General features: G+C 61.0%; 12 protein-coding genes and 3 tRNA genes. 11 read left to right on the top strand and 4 right to left on the bottom strand.

The genetic code is table 11. The annotated features are described in order from the left end of the window. The first annotated feature begins 14 nt into the window (after positions 1–14). The 5 genes from AC097P_RS08975 (at position 15) to AC097P_RS08995 (ending at position 3,094) form a co-directional block, all read left to right on the top strand. Positions 15–1,229, top strand: coding sequence for an O-succinylhomoserine sulfhydrylase (locus tag AC097P_RS08975; RefSeq protein WP_479610050.1), 1,215 nt, complete (start codon positions 15–17; stop codon positions 1,227–1,229). Beyond that, a complete protein-coding gene (gene gltX, locus AC097P_RS08980) occupies positions 1,226–2,632 on the top strand; it encodes a glutamate--tRNA ligase (RefSeq protein ID WP_479610051.1) in 1,407 nt (468 codons plus the stop codon). Before AC097P_RS08975 ends, gltX begins: the two co-directional genes overlap by 4 nt. 96 nt (positions 2,633–2,728) lie before the next feature. Further along, a tRNA-Ala gene (locus AC097P_RS08985) sits at positions 2,729–2,804 on the top strand. A gap of 33 nt (positions 2,805–2,837) precedes the next feature. Continuing rightward, positions 2,838–2,913: transfer RNA gene (locus tag AC097P_RS08990), tRNA-Glu, on the top strand. 104 nt (positions 2,914–3,017) lie between these two features. Next, a tRNA-Asp gene (locus AC097P_RS08995) sits at positions 3,018–3,094 on the top strand. 78 nt (positions 3,095–3,172) lie between these two features. On the opposite strand, the gene AC097P_RS09000 is transcribed toward AC097P_RS08995, so the two are convergent. Beyond that, positions 3,173–4,432 carry a methyltransferase gene (locus AC097P_RS09000; RefSeq protein ID WP_479610052.1) on the bottom strand — a complete coding sequence of 420 codons (1,260 nt, stop codon included), beginning with the start codon at positions 4,430–4,432 and terminating at the stop codon, positions 3,173–3,175. A 101-nt stretch (positions 4,433–4,533) separates the two neighbouring features. On the opposite strand from AC097P_RS09000, the gene AC097P_RS09005 reads away from it, so the two are divergent. The 5 genes from AC097P_RS09005 (at position 4,534) to AC097P_RS09025 (ending at position 9,686) form a co-directional block, all read left to right on the top strand. Continuing rightward, positions 4,534–5,850, top strand: a complete 1,317-nt coding sequence (locus tag AC097P_RS09005; RefSeq protein ID WP_479610053.1) for a replication-associated recombination protein A — start codon at positions 4,534–4,536, stop codon at positions 5,848–5,850. A 274-nt stretch (positions 5,851–6,124) separates the two neighbouring features. After that, on the top strand, positions 6,125–7,054 hold the full coding sequence (locus AC097P_RS09010; protein ID WP_479610054.1) for a branched-chain amino acid ABC transporter permease: 930 nt from the start codon (positions 6,125–6,127) through the stop codon (positions 7,052–7,054). Positions 7,055–7,067: 13 nt separating this feature from the next. Continuing rightward, on the top strand, positions 7,068–8,153 hold the full coding sequence (locus AC097P_RS09015) for a branched-chain amino acid ABC transporter permease (RefSeq protein WP_479610055.1): 1,086 nt from the start codon (positions 7,068–7,070) through the stop codon (positions 8,151–8,153). Positions 8,154–8,167: 14 nt separating this feature from the next. Beyond that, complete coding sequence (locus AC097P_RS09020; RefSeq protein WP_479610056.1) at positions 8,168–8,938, top strand: ABC transporter ATP-binding protein; 771 nt, start codon at positions 8,168–8,170, stop codon at positions 8,936–8,938. Between the two features lie 22 nt (positions 8,939–8,960). Beyond that, positions 8,961–9,686, top strand: a complete 726-nt coding sequence (locus AC097P_RS09025; protein WP_479610057.1) for an ABC transporter ATP-binding protein — start codon at positions 8,961–8,963, stop codon at positions 9,684–9,686. Between the two features lie 50 nt (positions 9,687–9,736). On the opposite strand, the gene AC097P_RS09030 is transcribed toward AC097P_RS09025, so the two are convergent. Then, complete coding sequence (locus AC097P_RS09030; RefSeq protein WP_479610058.1) at positions 9,737–10,789, bottom strand: CDP-6-deoxy-delta-3,4-glucoseen reductase; 1,053 nt, start codon at positions 10,787–10,789, stop codon at positions 9,737–9,739. A gap of 46 nt (positions 10,790–10,835) precedes the next feature. On the opposite strand from AC097P_RS09030, the gene AC097P_RS09035 reads away from it, so the two are divergent. After that, positions 10,836–11,747: an NAD-dependent epimerase/dehydratase family protein gene (locus AC097P_RS09035; RefSeq protein ID WP_479610059.1), complete on the top strand. Its 912-nt coding sequence runs from the start codon at positions 10,836–10,838 to the stop codon at positions 11,745–11,747. On the opposite strand, the gene AC097P_RS09040 is transcribed toward AC097P_RS09035, so the two are convergent. After that, positions 11,744–13,288, bottom strand: a complete 1,545-nt coding sequence (locus AC097P_RS09040) for a DUF3369 domain-containing protein (RefSeq protein WP_479610060.1) — start codon at positions 13,286–13,288, stop codon at positions 11,744–11,746. The genes AC097P_RS09035 and AC097P_RS09040 overlap by 4 nt on opposite strands. Positions 13,289–13,366: 78 nt before the next feature. Further along, positions 13,367–14,059, bottom strand: a complete 693-nt coding sequence (locus AC097P_RS09045; RefSeq protein ID WP_479610061.1) for a phosphatase PAP2 family protein — start codon at positions 14,057–14,059, stop codon at positions 13,367–13,369. Positions 14,060–14,202 lie beyond the last annotated feature (143 nt).

Below are 14,202 nucleotides of genomic sequence, written 5' to 3' on the forward strand. Positions count from 1 at the left end.
GGTTCGCCAGCACCATGATCCAAAGAAAGCTACCGGAGGGCCTGCACCCGGACACGCTGGCCATTCGCGAGGCCACAGAGCGCAGCCAATACGGAGAAAACTCCGAGGCCCTGTACCTGACCAGTGGCTACGTGCAGCCTACAGCCGAGGCCGCGGCACGCCGCTTTGCCGGTGAAGAAGAAGGCTTTACCTACGGCCGCTATGGCAATCCCACCGTGGCCAGCTTCGAGCAACGCCTGGCGAGCATGGAAGGCACCGAGGCCGCCATGTCTACCGCGTCCGGTATGTCCGCCATCTTGATGATGTGCATGGGCCTGCTGCAATCGGGTGACCACGTGGTGTGCTCGCAGTCCATGTTTGGCTCCACGATCAAGCTCATTGGTTCGGACTTGGCCAAGTTTGGCGTGCAGTCCACATTTGTGTCGCAGACCGATGTGGATGCGTGGCGCGCAGCCGTGCGGCCCAACACCAAGCTGCTGTTTGCCGAGACGCCCACCAACCCGTTGACCGAAGTGTGTGACATTGCCGCGTTGGCCGACATTGCACACAAGGCGGGTGCGCTGCTGGCAGTGGACAACTGCTTTGCGACCCCCGCGCTGCAGCGGCCGGTGGAGATGGGTGCCGACATCATCATGCACTCGGGCACCAAGTTTTTGGATGGCCAGGGCCGCGTCATGGCGGGCGCCTTGTGCGCCAGCCAGCAACTGGTGACTGAGAAATTTTTGCCCATACTCAAGAGTGGTGGCATGACCCTGGCGCCGTTCAATGCGTGGGTTGTGCTCAAAGGGCTTGAGACGCTCGGTATCCGCATGCGGGCGCAGTCGGCACAGGCATTGGCGTTGGGCCAGTGGCTGGAGTCCCATCCTGCGGTCGACCGCGTTTTTTACCCCGGGCTCGCCAGCCATCCGCAACATCGTTTGGCGATGGCGCAGCAGGGCGGCTTGGGTGGCGCGGTGCTGTCGTTCGCCGTCAAGGCCAGCCATGCAGACGAAGCGCGCAAGCGGGCCTTCCACGTGCTGGACTCCATGCAAGTCTTGTCACTGGCCACCAACCTGGGTGACACCAAGACCATGTGCGCCCACCCGGCTAGCACCTCACACGGCCGCATGACCGAGGCGCAGCGCCAGGCGGCTGGCATTGGCCAAGGCCTGGTCCGCGTGGCTGTGGGCCTGGAACATATTGAAGACATCAAGACCGACCTCGCGCGCGGCCTGGACACCCTGACATGACATCACGAAAAATTCGCACCCGCATCGCGCCATCGCCTACCGGCTTTTTGCACCTGGGCACTGCCCGCACGGCTTTGTATTCCTGGGCCTATGCCCGCCACTTCGGCGGCGAGTTTGTGCTGCGTATTGAGGACACCGATGTGGCCCGCTCCACGCAGGACTCGGTGGACCAGATATTGGCGTCCATGCAGTGGCTGGGCCTGGACTACGACGAAGGCCCGATCTACCAGATGCAGCGGCTGGACCGCTACAAGGCGGTCATTGACCAGCTGATCGCCGAGGGCAAGGCCTACTATTGCTACAGCACGCCTGAGGAGTTGGACGCCGTGCGCGAGGCCAAGAAGGCGCGTGGCGAGAAGGCCTTGTACGACGGCCGCTGGCGCCCCGCGCCGGGCAAGACGCTGCCGCCCATTCCCGCCGGTGTGCCACCAGTGGTGCGCTTCTGCAATCCGCCCGATGGCGACGTGACCTGGAACGATCTGGTCAAAGGCCCGATCACGATCAGCAACCGCGAGATCGATGACCTGATCATCGCCCGCACCGACGGTGTCCCGACCTACAACTTCGCCGTGGTCGTCGACGACTGGGACATGGAGATTAGCCATGTATTCCGTGGCGATGAGCACATCAACAATACACCGTGGCAGATCAATATCTTCCACGCGCTGGGCGCACCGTTGCCGCAGTTTGGCCATTGCCCGGTGATTTTGGGTGACGATGGTCAAAAGCTGTCCAAGCGCCGTGGCGCGGTCAGCGTGACGGCTTACGAGGAGGGCGGTTATCTGCCCGAAGCAATGCTCAATTACCTGGCCCGCCTGGGTTGGAGCCATGGCGATGAAGAGTTGTTCACCAGCGAACAACTGGTGGCCTGGTTTGATGGATCGCATTTGAACAAGAGTCCCGCGCAGTGGGACCCTGTCAAGCTGCTGTGGGTTAACGCGCAGTACATCAAGCAGGCGGATAACAAACGTCTGGCCGGCCTGGTTGCCGCGCAATTGGCCAAGCAGGGTATCGCGCTGGATGCGTCCACCATCGAGAATCATCTGCCGCAGGTCTGCGCACTGCTCAAAGACCGATGCGACACGACGGTGACCCTGGCCACCTGGGCGGCCAAGTTTTACAGCGACATCACGCCCGATGCGGCTGAACTGGCGCAACACGTGACCGACGCCGTGCGCCCCGCAGTTGCGATGCTGGCCGAAAAGTTGGCCACCTGCGCGTGGGACAAGGCTTCCATTGCAACCGTCATCAAAGAGGTGCTAACTGCCAACGCGTTGAAGATGCCACAACTGGCCATGCCGGTGCGCGTGCTGGTCGTGGGCACGGCGCAAACGCCATCACTGGATTCGGTGCTGGAAATGTGCGGAAGAGAAAAAGTAATTGCGAGACTTGCGAAAGCCTGATTTCTAGGGTTATAATTTGAGGCTCGGAAATTGAGATTACTTCAAAGAAGTTTTCTCAGGTTGCTACAGAGAAATCGGTAGTAACCTCAAGGTTTAGGGGGTATAGCTCAGCTGGGAGAGCGCTTGCATGGCATGCAAGAGGTCAGCGGTTCGATCCCGCTTACCTCCACCAAAGTTTTCGAGAGCGGAATTAGTCCAAGGTTTTGACCCCATCGTCTAGAGGCCTAGGACATCACCCTTTCACGGTGAGTACCGGGGTTCGAATCCCCGTGGGGTCGCCAAGTTTTTGCAGCAGTGCAAAACGGCACAAGTTGGTAACGGCTTTCGTAAGAAGGCGACTTGGCTCAACAGTTGAAAGACTTAGAGTAAATGGTTACCGCTACCAGGAGTGGTAGTTCAGTTGGTTAGAATACCGGCCTGTCACGCCGGGGGTCGCGGGTTCGAGTCCCGTCCACTCCGCCAAATTGGAAAGCCACCAGTCGCAAGATTGGTGGCTTTTTCTATTTCCGGGTCACTCTTTCCGCAGCTTTCTTCGCGGGCTCAGTCCGATTTCGCAGCCAGGCGCCATAGCGATGTGACTTCCGCAGCGCGTGCTGCGTGCAATGCATCGGTCGTATCACGCGCCTTCGGATGTAGGGGTTTGGCGTCCAGCCGCCCCACGACCGCCAAGCCGGCGTTGTCGATGGACTGCAACAGCTCCGAACGTGACCGCAAACCCAAATGCTCGGCCAGATCAGACATGATCAACCAGCCTTCGCCGCCGGGTGCCAAATGTGCACGCAAGCCGTTCAGAAAACCCAGCAGCATGCGGCTGCCCTCGTCGTACACCGCGTATTCAATCGGTGAACTGGGCCGTGCTGGCAACCATGGCGGGTTGCATACGACCAATTGCGCTTGACCTTCCGGAAAGAGGTCTGCTTTCACCACTTGAACCTGTCCGCTGACGCCTAAGCGTTTGAGATTGTCCTCACTGCAAGACAGGGCGCGCGGGTCCTGGTCAGTTGCGACCACTTGCGCCACACCGCTGCGCACCATGACGGCTGCCAACACGCCGGTGCCGGTGCCAATGTCAAACGCCTTATTCGCAGCGGGTGAAGAAGTCTTCAATGCCGCCGCAACCAGGTCCACATACTCGCCACGCACCGGCGAGAACACGCCATAGTGGGGGTGGATACGGTTGTTGGGGGCCGCACCCAACGCAGGAATCTCGACGCCTTTTTTGCGCCACTCGTGCGCGCTGATCAGGCCCAGCAGTTCCCGAAGAGAGACCACCGAGGCGCCGAGCGACGTATTAATGCCATCCGGATACCAAGCTTCAGCAAAGGCTTGCCGCGCATCGGGTGCACGCCGCAGCGGAATGCCCAGGTCCGCACCAACAGGTATCAGCACCATGCCCAAGACCCGTGCCCGTTGCGCCTGGGCTTGGCGGTGTAAATTGAAAGCACTCTCCGGGGGCTTGGTCGCAGTGCCTTCGGCGGCCATCGAGACCTTCGCGGATTGCTTGCGCTGCGTGCGTTTGGCGGGTTGGTCCACGCGACGTGCCATGGCTTGCAGCAGCTGGCGGGCGTTCTGGAAGTCGCCACGCCATAACAGTGCCGTGCCCTCGCAGGCCAGGCGGTAGGCTGAATCGGCGGTCAGCGTGTCATCGGCAAGCAACACTTTCTTTGGTGGTGTCGCGCCGCGTTCGGAGCGCCATAGCGCAGAGCACGGTGTATCGCCGTCGGTCCAGCGCAAGGCGGTAGCCGGATCGGCATTGTTGTCAGAGCCAAAAGGGGTAGTGGAAGAGGAGGCAGGGGGCATGGGCGCAATGGTTACAGATCGTTGCCACCCTTTTAACAGATGGAGGAGTGCAGAGCTGAGCCGCCCTATTAAACTGGAGTTCGTCTACTTACTGCTTTCCCGTGCCCAAGCCTACTCCGTCGTCCCACCAACCCCTGGCCGAACGCCTGCGCCCCAAGACTTTGGGTCAGGTGATTGGCCAGCAACACCTGTTGGGCGAAGGCATGGCGTTGCGCCTCGCGTTCGAGTCTGGCCAACCGCACAGCTGCATTCTGTGGGGGCCACCCGGTGTCGGCAAGACCACGATTGCGCGGCTGATGGCCGATGCGTTTGATGCGCAGTTCATCAGCATCAGCGCTGTGCTGGGCGGCGTCAAGGACATCCGCGAAGCCGTGGAACAGGCCCAAGTGGCGCTGGGCCAGGGGCGGCGCACCATCCTCTTTGTCGACGAGGTGCACCGCTTCAACAAAAGCCAGCAGGATGCGTTTTTGTCGCATGTTGAGAGCGGCCTGTTCACCTTCATCGGCGCCACCACCGAGAACCCGTCGTTCGAGGTTAATTCGGCCTTGCTGTCCCGTGCGGCAGTCTATGTGCTGCAGCCGCTCACCGCTGAAGATCTTAAGCAGATTGTGGCTGTAGCCCTCGCGGATAGTGCGCAACCAGCTATTGACAACATAGCAGTCGACCGGTTGGTCGCCTATGCCGATGGTGACGCCCGACGGCTGTTGAACACACTCGAAACACTGGCCGTGGCCGCGCAGCAGGAGCGGGTGGAGCTGGTCACCGACGCATGGCTGCTCAAGGTGTTGGGCGAGCGCATGCGGCGCTACGACAAAGGGGGTGAGCAGTTCTACGACTCGATCAGCGCGCTGCACAAATCGGTGCGCGGCTCGGACCCGGACGCCGCGCTGTACTGGCTGATCCGCATGCTCGATGGAGGTGCCGATCCGCGCTATATGGCGCGCCGCCTGATCCGTATGGCTAACGAGGATGTGGGTCTGGCCGACCCGCGTGCGCTGCGCATGGCATTGGATGCGGCCGATGTGTACGAGCGCTTGGGCACACCCGAGGGCGAGCTGGCCCTGGCGCAGTGCGTGGTCTATCTGGCCGTGGCACCCAAGTCCAACGCGGTCTACAAAGCCTTCAACGCTGCCCGAGCCCTCGTCAAGAAGGACGGCACGCGGCCCGTGCCCATGCACCTGCGCAATGCGCCGACCAAGCTGATGAAGCAGTTGGACTACGGCAAGGGCTACCGCTATGCCCACGATGAAGAAGACGGTTTTGCCGCCGGAGAGAACTACTTTCCGGACGGCATGGCTGCACCCGTTTTCTACCAGCCTGTAGAACGTGGGCTGGAGATCCGCATCGCTGAAAAACTGCGCCAGCTGAAGGCGCGCAATGCGGCCCAATCGCACGGCCGTGCCGATGATGCGGCATAAGTGAGTTGCTTGTTTTGCGCCGAGTATTAGCCCCGCTAACCCCTGCATGAATCGACTGATGCACACCAGTTGCTAGGGGTAAACCCAAGGGTATCGAGCCTCGACTTGCATGTGCCCTTGGCTACAATCCCTCCCACTCGGCTGTCGCAACATGGAAGATGGCAGGCTTTTTGCTAGCGGACACGTGCTGCCCACAAGGCCACGCCGGTCGTCTTCAAATGGCTGTCCAATACATTCGTGACTTACGTACCGGCCAAAAAATCGGAGAACTCAAATGGATATTTTGTTGCAGCAGATCATCAACGGTCTGGTGTTGGGCAGCATGTATGCGCTCATTGCCCTGGGCTACACGATGGTGTACGGCATCATCAACCTGATCAATTTCGCCCACGGCGAAGTCATGATGGTCGGGGCTCTGACCAGTTGGTCCATCATCACACTGATGCAGGAATCCATGCCCGGCACGCCTGGCTACGTCATCCTGATCATCTCCTTGCTGATCGCCTGTGTAGTCGCCGCCACGCTGAATTTTGTGATTGAAAAGGTGGCCTACCGCCCCTTGCGCAACAGCCCCAAGCTGGCCCCACTGATCACGGCCATCGGCATGTCCATCCTGCTGCAGACGCTGGCAATGATTTTGTGGAAGCCTACTTACAAGTCCTACCCCACGCTATTGCCCAACACGCCGGTTGAGATTGGCGGCGCGCTGATATCGCCGACGCAGATCATGATTCTGGTCTTTACCGCGGTGTCGCTGGCGGTGCTGATGTGGCTGGTCAACCATACCAAGCTGGGCCGCGCGATGCGGGCTACAGCAGAGAACCCACGCGTTGCCGGCCTGATGGGCGTCAAGCCAGACATGGTGATTTCTGCCACCTTCATCATCGGTGCCGTGCTGGCCGCGATTGCCGGTGTGATGTACGCGTCCAACTACGGTACCGCCCAACACGCCATGGGCTTCCTGCCCGGCCTGAAGGCTTTTACCGCTGCAGTGTTTGGCGGCATCGGCAACCTGGCCGGTGCGGTGGTCGGCGCGATCCTGCTGGGTCTGATCGAGTCCATCGGTGCTGGTTACATCGGTGCCCTGACCGGCAATGTGCTGGGCAGTCACTACTCCGATATTTTTGCGTTCATCGTTCTGATCATTGTGCTGACACTGCGACCCTCGGGCTTGCTGGGTGAGCGCGTGGCAGACCGGGCCTGAGGAGCACACCGACATGAAACAACAACAAAAAATCATTTTGTTCTTCCTGGCTGCGGCCGGCTTGCTGATACTGCCGCTCGTCCTGCAAAGCTTCGGCAATGCCTGGGTGCGGATTGCAGACATGGCTTTGCTGTTCGTACTGTTGTCGCTGGGCCTGAACATCGTGGTCGGCTATGCGGGCCTGTTGGATCTGGGCTATGTGGCGTTCTTCGCCATAGGCGCCTACACGTTTGGCTTGATGGCGTCGCCACACCTGACCGAAACTTTCCCTGCGCTGGCGGCGATGTTCCCCGATGGTTTGCACATGCCGTTATGGGTCATATTGCCAGTGGCGGCAGCGGTTGCGGGTTTGTTCGGCGTATTGCTGGGCGCTCCCACCTTGCGCTTGCGCGGTGACTACCTGGCGATTGTCACCTTGGGCTTTGGTGAAATCATCCGTGTGTTCATGAACAACATGGACCACCCCTACAACATTACCAACGGCCCCAAGGGCATCAGCCAGATCGACTCCTTCCATTTCTTCGGCCTGGACCTGGGCAAGAAACTGATGATTGGCGATTTCGAAGTGGCATCGGTGTCGCTGTACTACTACCTGTTCCTGGTGCTGGTCGTGTTCAGCGTGGTGATCTGCCACCGCCTGGAACTATCCCGCGTGGGCCGCGCATGGATGGCCATTCGCGAAGACGAAATCGCGGCCAAAGCCATGGGTATCAACACCCGCAACCTGAAGCTGCTGGCGTTCGGCATGGGCGCGACTTTCGGTGGTGTATCCGGCGCCATGTTTGCGTCGTTCCAGCGTTTCATCTCCCCTGAGTCCTTCACGCTGATGGAGTCGGTGATGATTGTTGCGATGGTGGTGTTGGGCGGTGTCGGCCACCTGCCCGGCGTCATTCTGGGTGCCGTGCTGCTGTCAGCCTTGCCCGAGGTGCTGCGCTATGTGGCAGGCCCCCTGCAGGACGCGACGGGTGGACGGCTGGATGCATCCATCCTGCGCCAGTTGCTGATTGCGCTGGCCATGATCATTGTCATGCTGATGCGCCCCCGTGGACTGTGGCCATCGCCCGAACACGGCAAATCCTTGCAGAACGCGAAGAGCTGAACGGAAGCACGAACATGACAGATACAGTACTCAACGTCTCCGGCGTTTCCAAGCGCTTCGGTGGTTTGCAGGCGCTCAGCGATGTAGGCATCAAGATCGAACGCGGCCAGGTCTACGGCCTGATCGGCCCCAACGGCGCCGGCAAGACGACCTTCTTCAATGTGTTGACCGGCCTGTACACGCCGGACAGTGGCAACTTTGAGCTGGCAGGCAAGATCTACCACCCCACCGCTGTGCACACCGTAGCCAAGGCTGGCATCGCGCGTACCTTCCAGAATATCCGCCTGTTTGCAGAAATGACGGCGCTGGAAAACGTGATGGTGGGCCGCCACATCCGCACACACTCCGGTTTGATGGGCGCGGTCTTCCGCACCGCCGGATTCAAGAAAGAGGAAGCGGAGATTGCCCAGCGTGCGCAGGAACTGCTGGACTACGTGGGCATTGGCAAGTTTGCAGACTACAAGGCCCGCACGCTGAGCTACGGCGACCAGCGCCGCCTGGAGATTGCCCGTGCGCTGGCAACCGATCCGCAATTGATCGCGCTGGACGAGCCGGCAGCCGGCATGAACGCGACCGAAAAGGTCATGCTGCGCGAGCTGATCGACCGCATCCGCAAGGACAACCGCACCATTCTGCTGATCGAGCACGATGTGAAGCTGGTCATGGGCTTGTGCGACCGCGTCACGGTGCTGGACTACGGCAAGCAGATTGCCGAAGGTACACCGGCCGACGTGCAGAAGAATGAAAAAGTGATTGAAGCGTATCTGGGCACCAGCGGCCACTAGGCGGCTTCAGGAGAACAAGACAATGACAGCAGCATCTAATATTTTGCTCAAGGTAACCGGCTTGAAGGTTTCCTATGGCGGCATCCAGGCCGTCAAGGGCGTGGATTTCGAAGTGCGCGAGGGCGAACTGGTGTCCCTGATCGGCTCCAACGGTGCCGGCAAGACCACGACGATGAAGGCCATCACCGGCACGCTGCCGCTGAATGCGGGCGACATCGAGTACCTGGGCAAAAGCATCAAGGGCCAAGGCCCCTGGGACCTGGTCAAACAGGGCCTGGCTATGGTGCCCGAAGGGCGGGGTGTGTTCACCCGCATGACCATCATCGAAAACCTGCAGATGGGCGCCTACATCCGCAATGACAAGGACGGCATTGCGGCGGATATGGAAAAGATGTTCACCATCTTCCCACGTCTGCGCGAGCGCAAGGACCAGTTGGCCGGCACCATGTCCGGCGGCGAACAGCAGATGCTGGCCATGGGCCGCGCGCTGATGAGCCGCCCCAGGGTGCTGCTGCTGGACGAGCCATCCATGGGTTTGTCGCCCATCATGGTGGACAAGATTTTCGAGGTGGTGAAAGACGTGTACGCGCAGGGCGTGACCGTGCTGCTGGTCGAGCAGAATGCCAGCCGCGCGCTGGGTATCGCCAACCGGGGCTACGTGATGGAATCCGGTATCGTGACGATGTCGGGCAATGCCGCAGATATGCTGACCGATCCACGCGTGCGCGCTGCGTATCTGGGCGAGTAGGCCGCACGGCCCGCACACAAAAAGCCACCTTCGGGTGGCTTTTTTATGCCTTAAGCCTGCGCCTTGTCGGCCTCAGATGTAAACGAGTCGGCAAAAAATTCTTCAGCCGGCAGTTGGGCCAGCGCAGCAAAATCCCGCCGCGCCGATTCAACAACAATGGGTGCGCCACAGGCATAGACCTGGTGGCCGCTGAGGTCGGGAAAGTCTTGCAACACAGCGCGGTGCACGAAGCCGTTGCGCCCCGTCCATTGGTCTTGCGGCGCCGCGTCCGATACCACCGGGATGTAGCGCAGGTGGGGAATGGTTTGCAGCTGTGCCTGCACCCAGTCTTGCATATACAGGTCAGCGGGTCTGCGGCCGCCCCAGTACAGGCTGACGCTGCGCGTGGTGCCCAGGTGCTGCATGTGTTCGATCAGGGCCTTGATCGGTGCGAAGCCCGTGCCGGATGCCAGCAGGATGATGGGTTTGTCGGAGTCTTCGCGCAGGAAGAAGGAGCCGAACGGACCCTCGACGCGCAGGATTTCCTTCTCTTTCATCGCACCGAAAACGTGGTCTGTGAACTTGCCGCCCGGCATGTGGCGGATGTGCAGTTCCATGCTGGGCCCCAGGTTGGGTGCGCTGGCCATGGAGTAGCTGCGCCGTGCACCGTCACGCAGTATGAATTCAACGTATTGGCCGGCGCGGTAGGCAAAGCTGTCGTTGGCGGGTAGTTGCAGCTGCAGCACGATGACATCGTCCGATTTTTTCGTCAGCGAGATCACGCGCGTCGGCATCTTCTTGATCGGCAATGCCCCCAGCTCGGTGACCTGGCGCGACTCCAGCACCAGATCCGTCTGCGGCTGTGCACAGCAGGTCAATACAAAGCCAGCGGCCTCTTCCTCCACGCTCAGTGCCTTTTGCTGGTGCGCTCCGTGGGTTACGGTTCCCGAGACCAGTTTGCATTTGCACGACCCACACGCGCCATCCTTGCAGCCATAGGGCAAACCAATACCCTGGCGGATGCCAGCGGCCAGCACGGCCTCGCCGGGCGCCACGTCAAATGTGCGGCCGCTGGGTTGCACCACGACTGAAAAAAGTGTGGCGTCTGAACTGCTTGCTGTCATCTTGTAGGTATCCTAGGAACACTCAAATTGGAACGGATCAGCGATTTTGCCTTCAAACCAGACACCCCTTGGCGCCTTGCCCGCGCGATTTCGCCGTGAACGCCTGCTGATTGTCGGCTGTGGCGACGTCGGCATGCGCGTGGCACAGCAGATGCGGGGCATGGTGCGCCTGTTCGCACTGACCTCGCAGCCCGGTCGCGTGGAGGCCCTGCGTGCCCATGGCCTGACTCCGTTGCAGGGCAATCTGGATACCGCGCACAGCCTGCGCAGACTGGCCGGCCTGGCTACGCGATTGGTGCATCTGGCGCCGCCACCGTCCGAAGGCTGGGCGGATACCCGCACGCGGGCGCTGGTACGCGCCCTGCGCCTGCGCAGCCAGCCGCGCAGCGCTGTCTACGGCTCGACCAGCGGCGTATATGGCGATTGCGACGGCGCATGGGTAACCGAAACCCGAGCGGTACGTGCGGGCACGCCCCGTGCGCAGCGGCGCACCCATGCCGAAGCGGCGATGCGGTTTTGGGGGCGGGCGAGTGGCGTACGCACCAGCCTGTTGCGCATCCCGGGTATTTACGCACTAGACCGCGAAGGCGGCACACCCCGCGCACGGCTGCTGAAAGGGACACCGGTGCTGCGCCCGCAGGACGACGTGTACACCAACCACATCCACGCCGATGATCTGGCGCGGGCCTGCTGCAGCGCGCTGTGGCGCGGAGCGGCCCAAAGGGTCTACAACGTCAACGACGACAGTGATCTCAAGATGGGCGACTATTTCGACCTGGCAGCTGATCTGTATGGCCTGCGGCGGCCCCCGCGCATTGCGCGAGAAGGGGCGTCCGAGCATCTATCGCTGGCACTGCTGAGCTTCATGAACGAATCGCGCCGCATGGTCAACACGCGCATGAAGCGCGAATTACGCCTGAACCTGCACTACCCCACCGTGCACCAGGGTCTGGCTTAAGCGGCAACCTGCGCGGGCACCTCGTCCGGGTGTTGTTGGCGCAAGGCGTTGAAGGCATCCAGATTGGCCAGCAGCAGGTCGACCAGCGCAGGCTCAAACTGGCGCCCGCTGCCCTCGCGTATGGCCTGAACCACCATCTCCTGCGACCAGGGTTCGCGGTAGCTGAGGTGCGAGCCCAGCGAATCGAAGACATCGGCCAGCGCGGTGATGCGGGCCGATATGGGGATGGCGGTTCCGGCCAGCCCGTTGGGGTAGCCGCTGCCATCCCAGCGCTCGTGGTGCGAGAGTGCGATTTCGGCCGCCAGCTTCATTAGCGGACGCAGGGAGCGCTGCAGAATGTCCAATCCAAACTGGGCGTGCTGCTGCATCAGTGCCCACTCGTCGGGATCCAGCTTGCCGGGCTTGTGCAGGATGGCATCGGGAATGGCTACCTTGCCAATGTCGTGCAGCGGCGATGCGTCCTGTATCAAAAGCACCTGTGCTTCGGGCAGTCCATACAAGCGCGCCAGCATTTCGCAGGCCAGCGCTACGCGCTTGACATGCGCACCAGTCTTTTGCGTGCGTGCCTCCACGGCATCCGCCAGTGTGTAGACCAGTTCCTTTTGCGTCTCTCGCAAATCATCCTGCAGGTTTATGTTCTCAAAGGTGATGGCAACACTCTGCGTGTAGAGTTCCAGCAGCTGCTGGTCCAGCTTGCCCAATTCCGTCGCGTGCTTCAGGTACAGCAGATTGCCGCCGCCGTTCTTGGCTGCGGTGTACAGCACGTAGGCATCGTCAAAGTGTTGCCCTGTTTTTTTGGCGAACACTTCGGCAAAACGTTTGGTCACGAGGTCGGGCAGGTTGCTGCTGTAGTCGACGAAATCGCCGGTGGCTGCAATGGTCTTGGTTTCGTGCGCACCATTCTCTGCGTTGGGCAGGATGATGCAGTACAGCGCCGACTTGTCCAGATGCAACAGCGAGGTCAGCTGGTCCAGCACGGCCGATGCAAAAACCGTCAACGATTCTGCCGTTTGCACCATGGCCGTCGCGCCCAGCACGCGGGCCAGCCCGTCGCGCTGGTATTCAATGATGCACAGGTCGCGGTAAGCCCGCAGCTTGCTGTACAGCAGCGTGCGCAGCTTCTGGATCGTCAGGTCGGTTTTTTCCTTGTAGTCGTCAATGTCATATTCGCGGATGACGCGATCCTCCGGGGCCTGTCCAGGCTGCCCAGTGCGCATGACCAGGCGTGTGCGGTGGTTTTCCAGCGTGTTGCGTACGTAGTGCACCAGGTCCAGACCTGCATGGTCAGTCTCCATGACCACATCAATGATGGCCAGCGCAATATCGTCGCGGCTGTTGAAGATTTCGCGGCCCGCTTGGCCGGAATGGGCGCTCAGGAGCTCCAGTTCTGCGCCCTGGAATTCGAAGCCCTTAAGTGCGAGCCGGGTGACGGCATGCACCTCAGCGTCATCGTCGACCAGCAAGATGCACCAAGGCTTCTTTTGCACTGCCCGGGCGTTGCCGGGGGGCGGTGATTCTTCGTCGGCAAAGATCAAATCCATGGGGTGGGTCCTGCAGTTTGTGCAAAGGGCACTCGGAGCTGCAGAAGATTCTACGCAGATTACTTACCCGCGGGGGTACTAGGCGGGGTACACGCGCAGCAGCAGGCGCCAGACCAGCCAACTCGTCACCAGCGTGATGGGGCCAGCCCACAGCACGTCACTCAACCAGTGCGCGCCGTCCGCCATGCGTGCAAAACCTATCGTCAACCCGGCCGCCACCCCTAGTGCACCCCAGAGATGTCGGCGCCTGCGGTCGATCAGCATCAGCGAGACCACAAAGAAGCCACAGGCCACATGGCCACTCACGAAGGAGCAGTTGTTGTTGCACTGGTCTGTCATCATCGCCGCGCGGGTGAACTGCTGTGTGCCACCGAATGGCTGGACTTGGTAGGGGCGGGCGCGTTGCCAGTTGTCCTTGAAGCCGATGTTGACCACCAGGCCCGGCCCCAGCGCACCGGCCAGCACAATGAAGGCCAGGCCCAGCCGCCACTGTTTGCCCTTGCTGCTGATGCTGGCCCAGATCCAACCGCCCAGCGCAACGGACACGAAAACCCTGAATACCGCGGGCACGTACAGGTTGATCAACTCCACCCACCACCAAGCGGCAACCCCTGTATAGGCTTCAGCCCCCAGGAACAGCGCGGCGGCCCGTAGATCCAGCATGGTCCACGCCGTGGGCAGCAGGGCCAGGGCGACGCCTGCGCCGACTATCCACCAGAACAACGGGGGCGTGAGGCTGCGGGGCAGGGCTGGTTCGGCATCGGTTGGCATGGGAAGGGCGTTCGGCGAAAGAGGCGCAATTGTCGGTGATTTGCGGCCCAGACAGCCCTGGCGCGGGCTAACACCTGCTTACAAAGGGCGCCGCCGATTGAATGCGAAAATGCCGGGCAGATAATATCTAGACTCCATTTGAA

The organism is Rhodoferax sp. ZS1R8 (genome assembly GCF_056521325.1).

Excerpts from the sequence above, each read along its gene's own strand:
- AC097P_RS09040 (WP_479610060.1), bottom strand. The coding sequence starts at position 13,288 with ATGGATTTGATCTTTGCCGACGAAGAATCACCGCCCCCCGGCAACGCC.
- AC097P_RS09030 (WP_479610058.1), bottom strand. The coding sequence starts at position 10,789 with ATGACAGCAAGCAGTTCAGACGCCACACTTTTTTCAGTCGTGGTGCAA.
- AC097P_RS09020 (WP_479610056.1), top strand. The coding sequence starts at position 8,168 with ATGACAGATACAGTACTCAACGTCTCCGGCGTTTCCAAGCGCTTCGGT.
- AC097P_RS09025 (WP_479610057.1), top strand. The coding sequence starts at position 8,961 with ATGACAGCAGCATCTAATATTTTGCTCAAGGTAACCGGCTTGAAGGTT.
- gltX (WP_479610051.1), top strand. The coding sequence starts at position 1,226 with ATGACATCACGAAAAATTCGCACCCGCATCGCGCCATCGCCTACCGGC.
- AC097P_RS08975 (WP_479610050.1), top strand. The coding sequence starts at position 15 with ATGATCCAAAGAAAGCTACCGGAGGGCCTGCACCCGGACACGCTGGCC.
- AC097P_RS09010 (WP_479610054.1), top strand. The coding sequence starts at position 6,125 with ATGGATATTTTGTTGCAGCAGATCATCAACGGTCTGGTGTTGGGCAGC.
- AC097P_RS09000 (WP_479610052.1), bottom strand. The coding sequence starts at position 4,432 with ATGCCCCCTGCCTCCTCTTCCACTACCCCTTTTGGCTCTGACAACAAT.
- AC097P_RS09045 (WP_479610061.1), bottom strand. The coding sequence starts at position 14,059 with ATGCCAACCGATGCCGAACCAGCCCTGCCCCGCAGCCTCACGCCCCCG.
- AC097P_RS09015 (WP_479610055.1), top strand. The coding sequence starts at position 7,068 with ATGAAACAACAACAAAAAATCATTTTGTTCTTCCTGGCTGCGGCCGGC.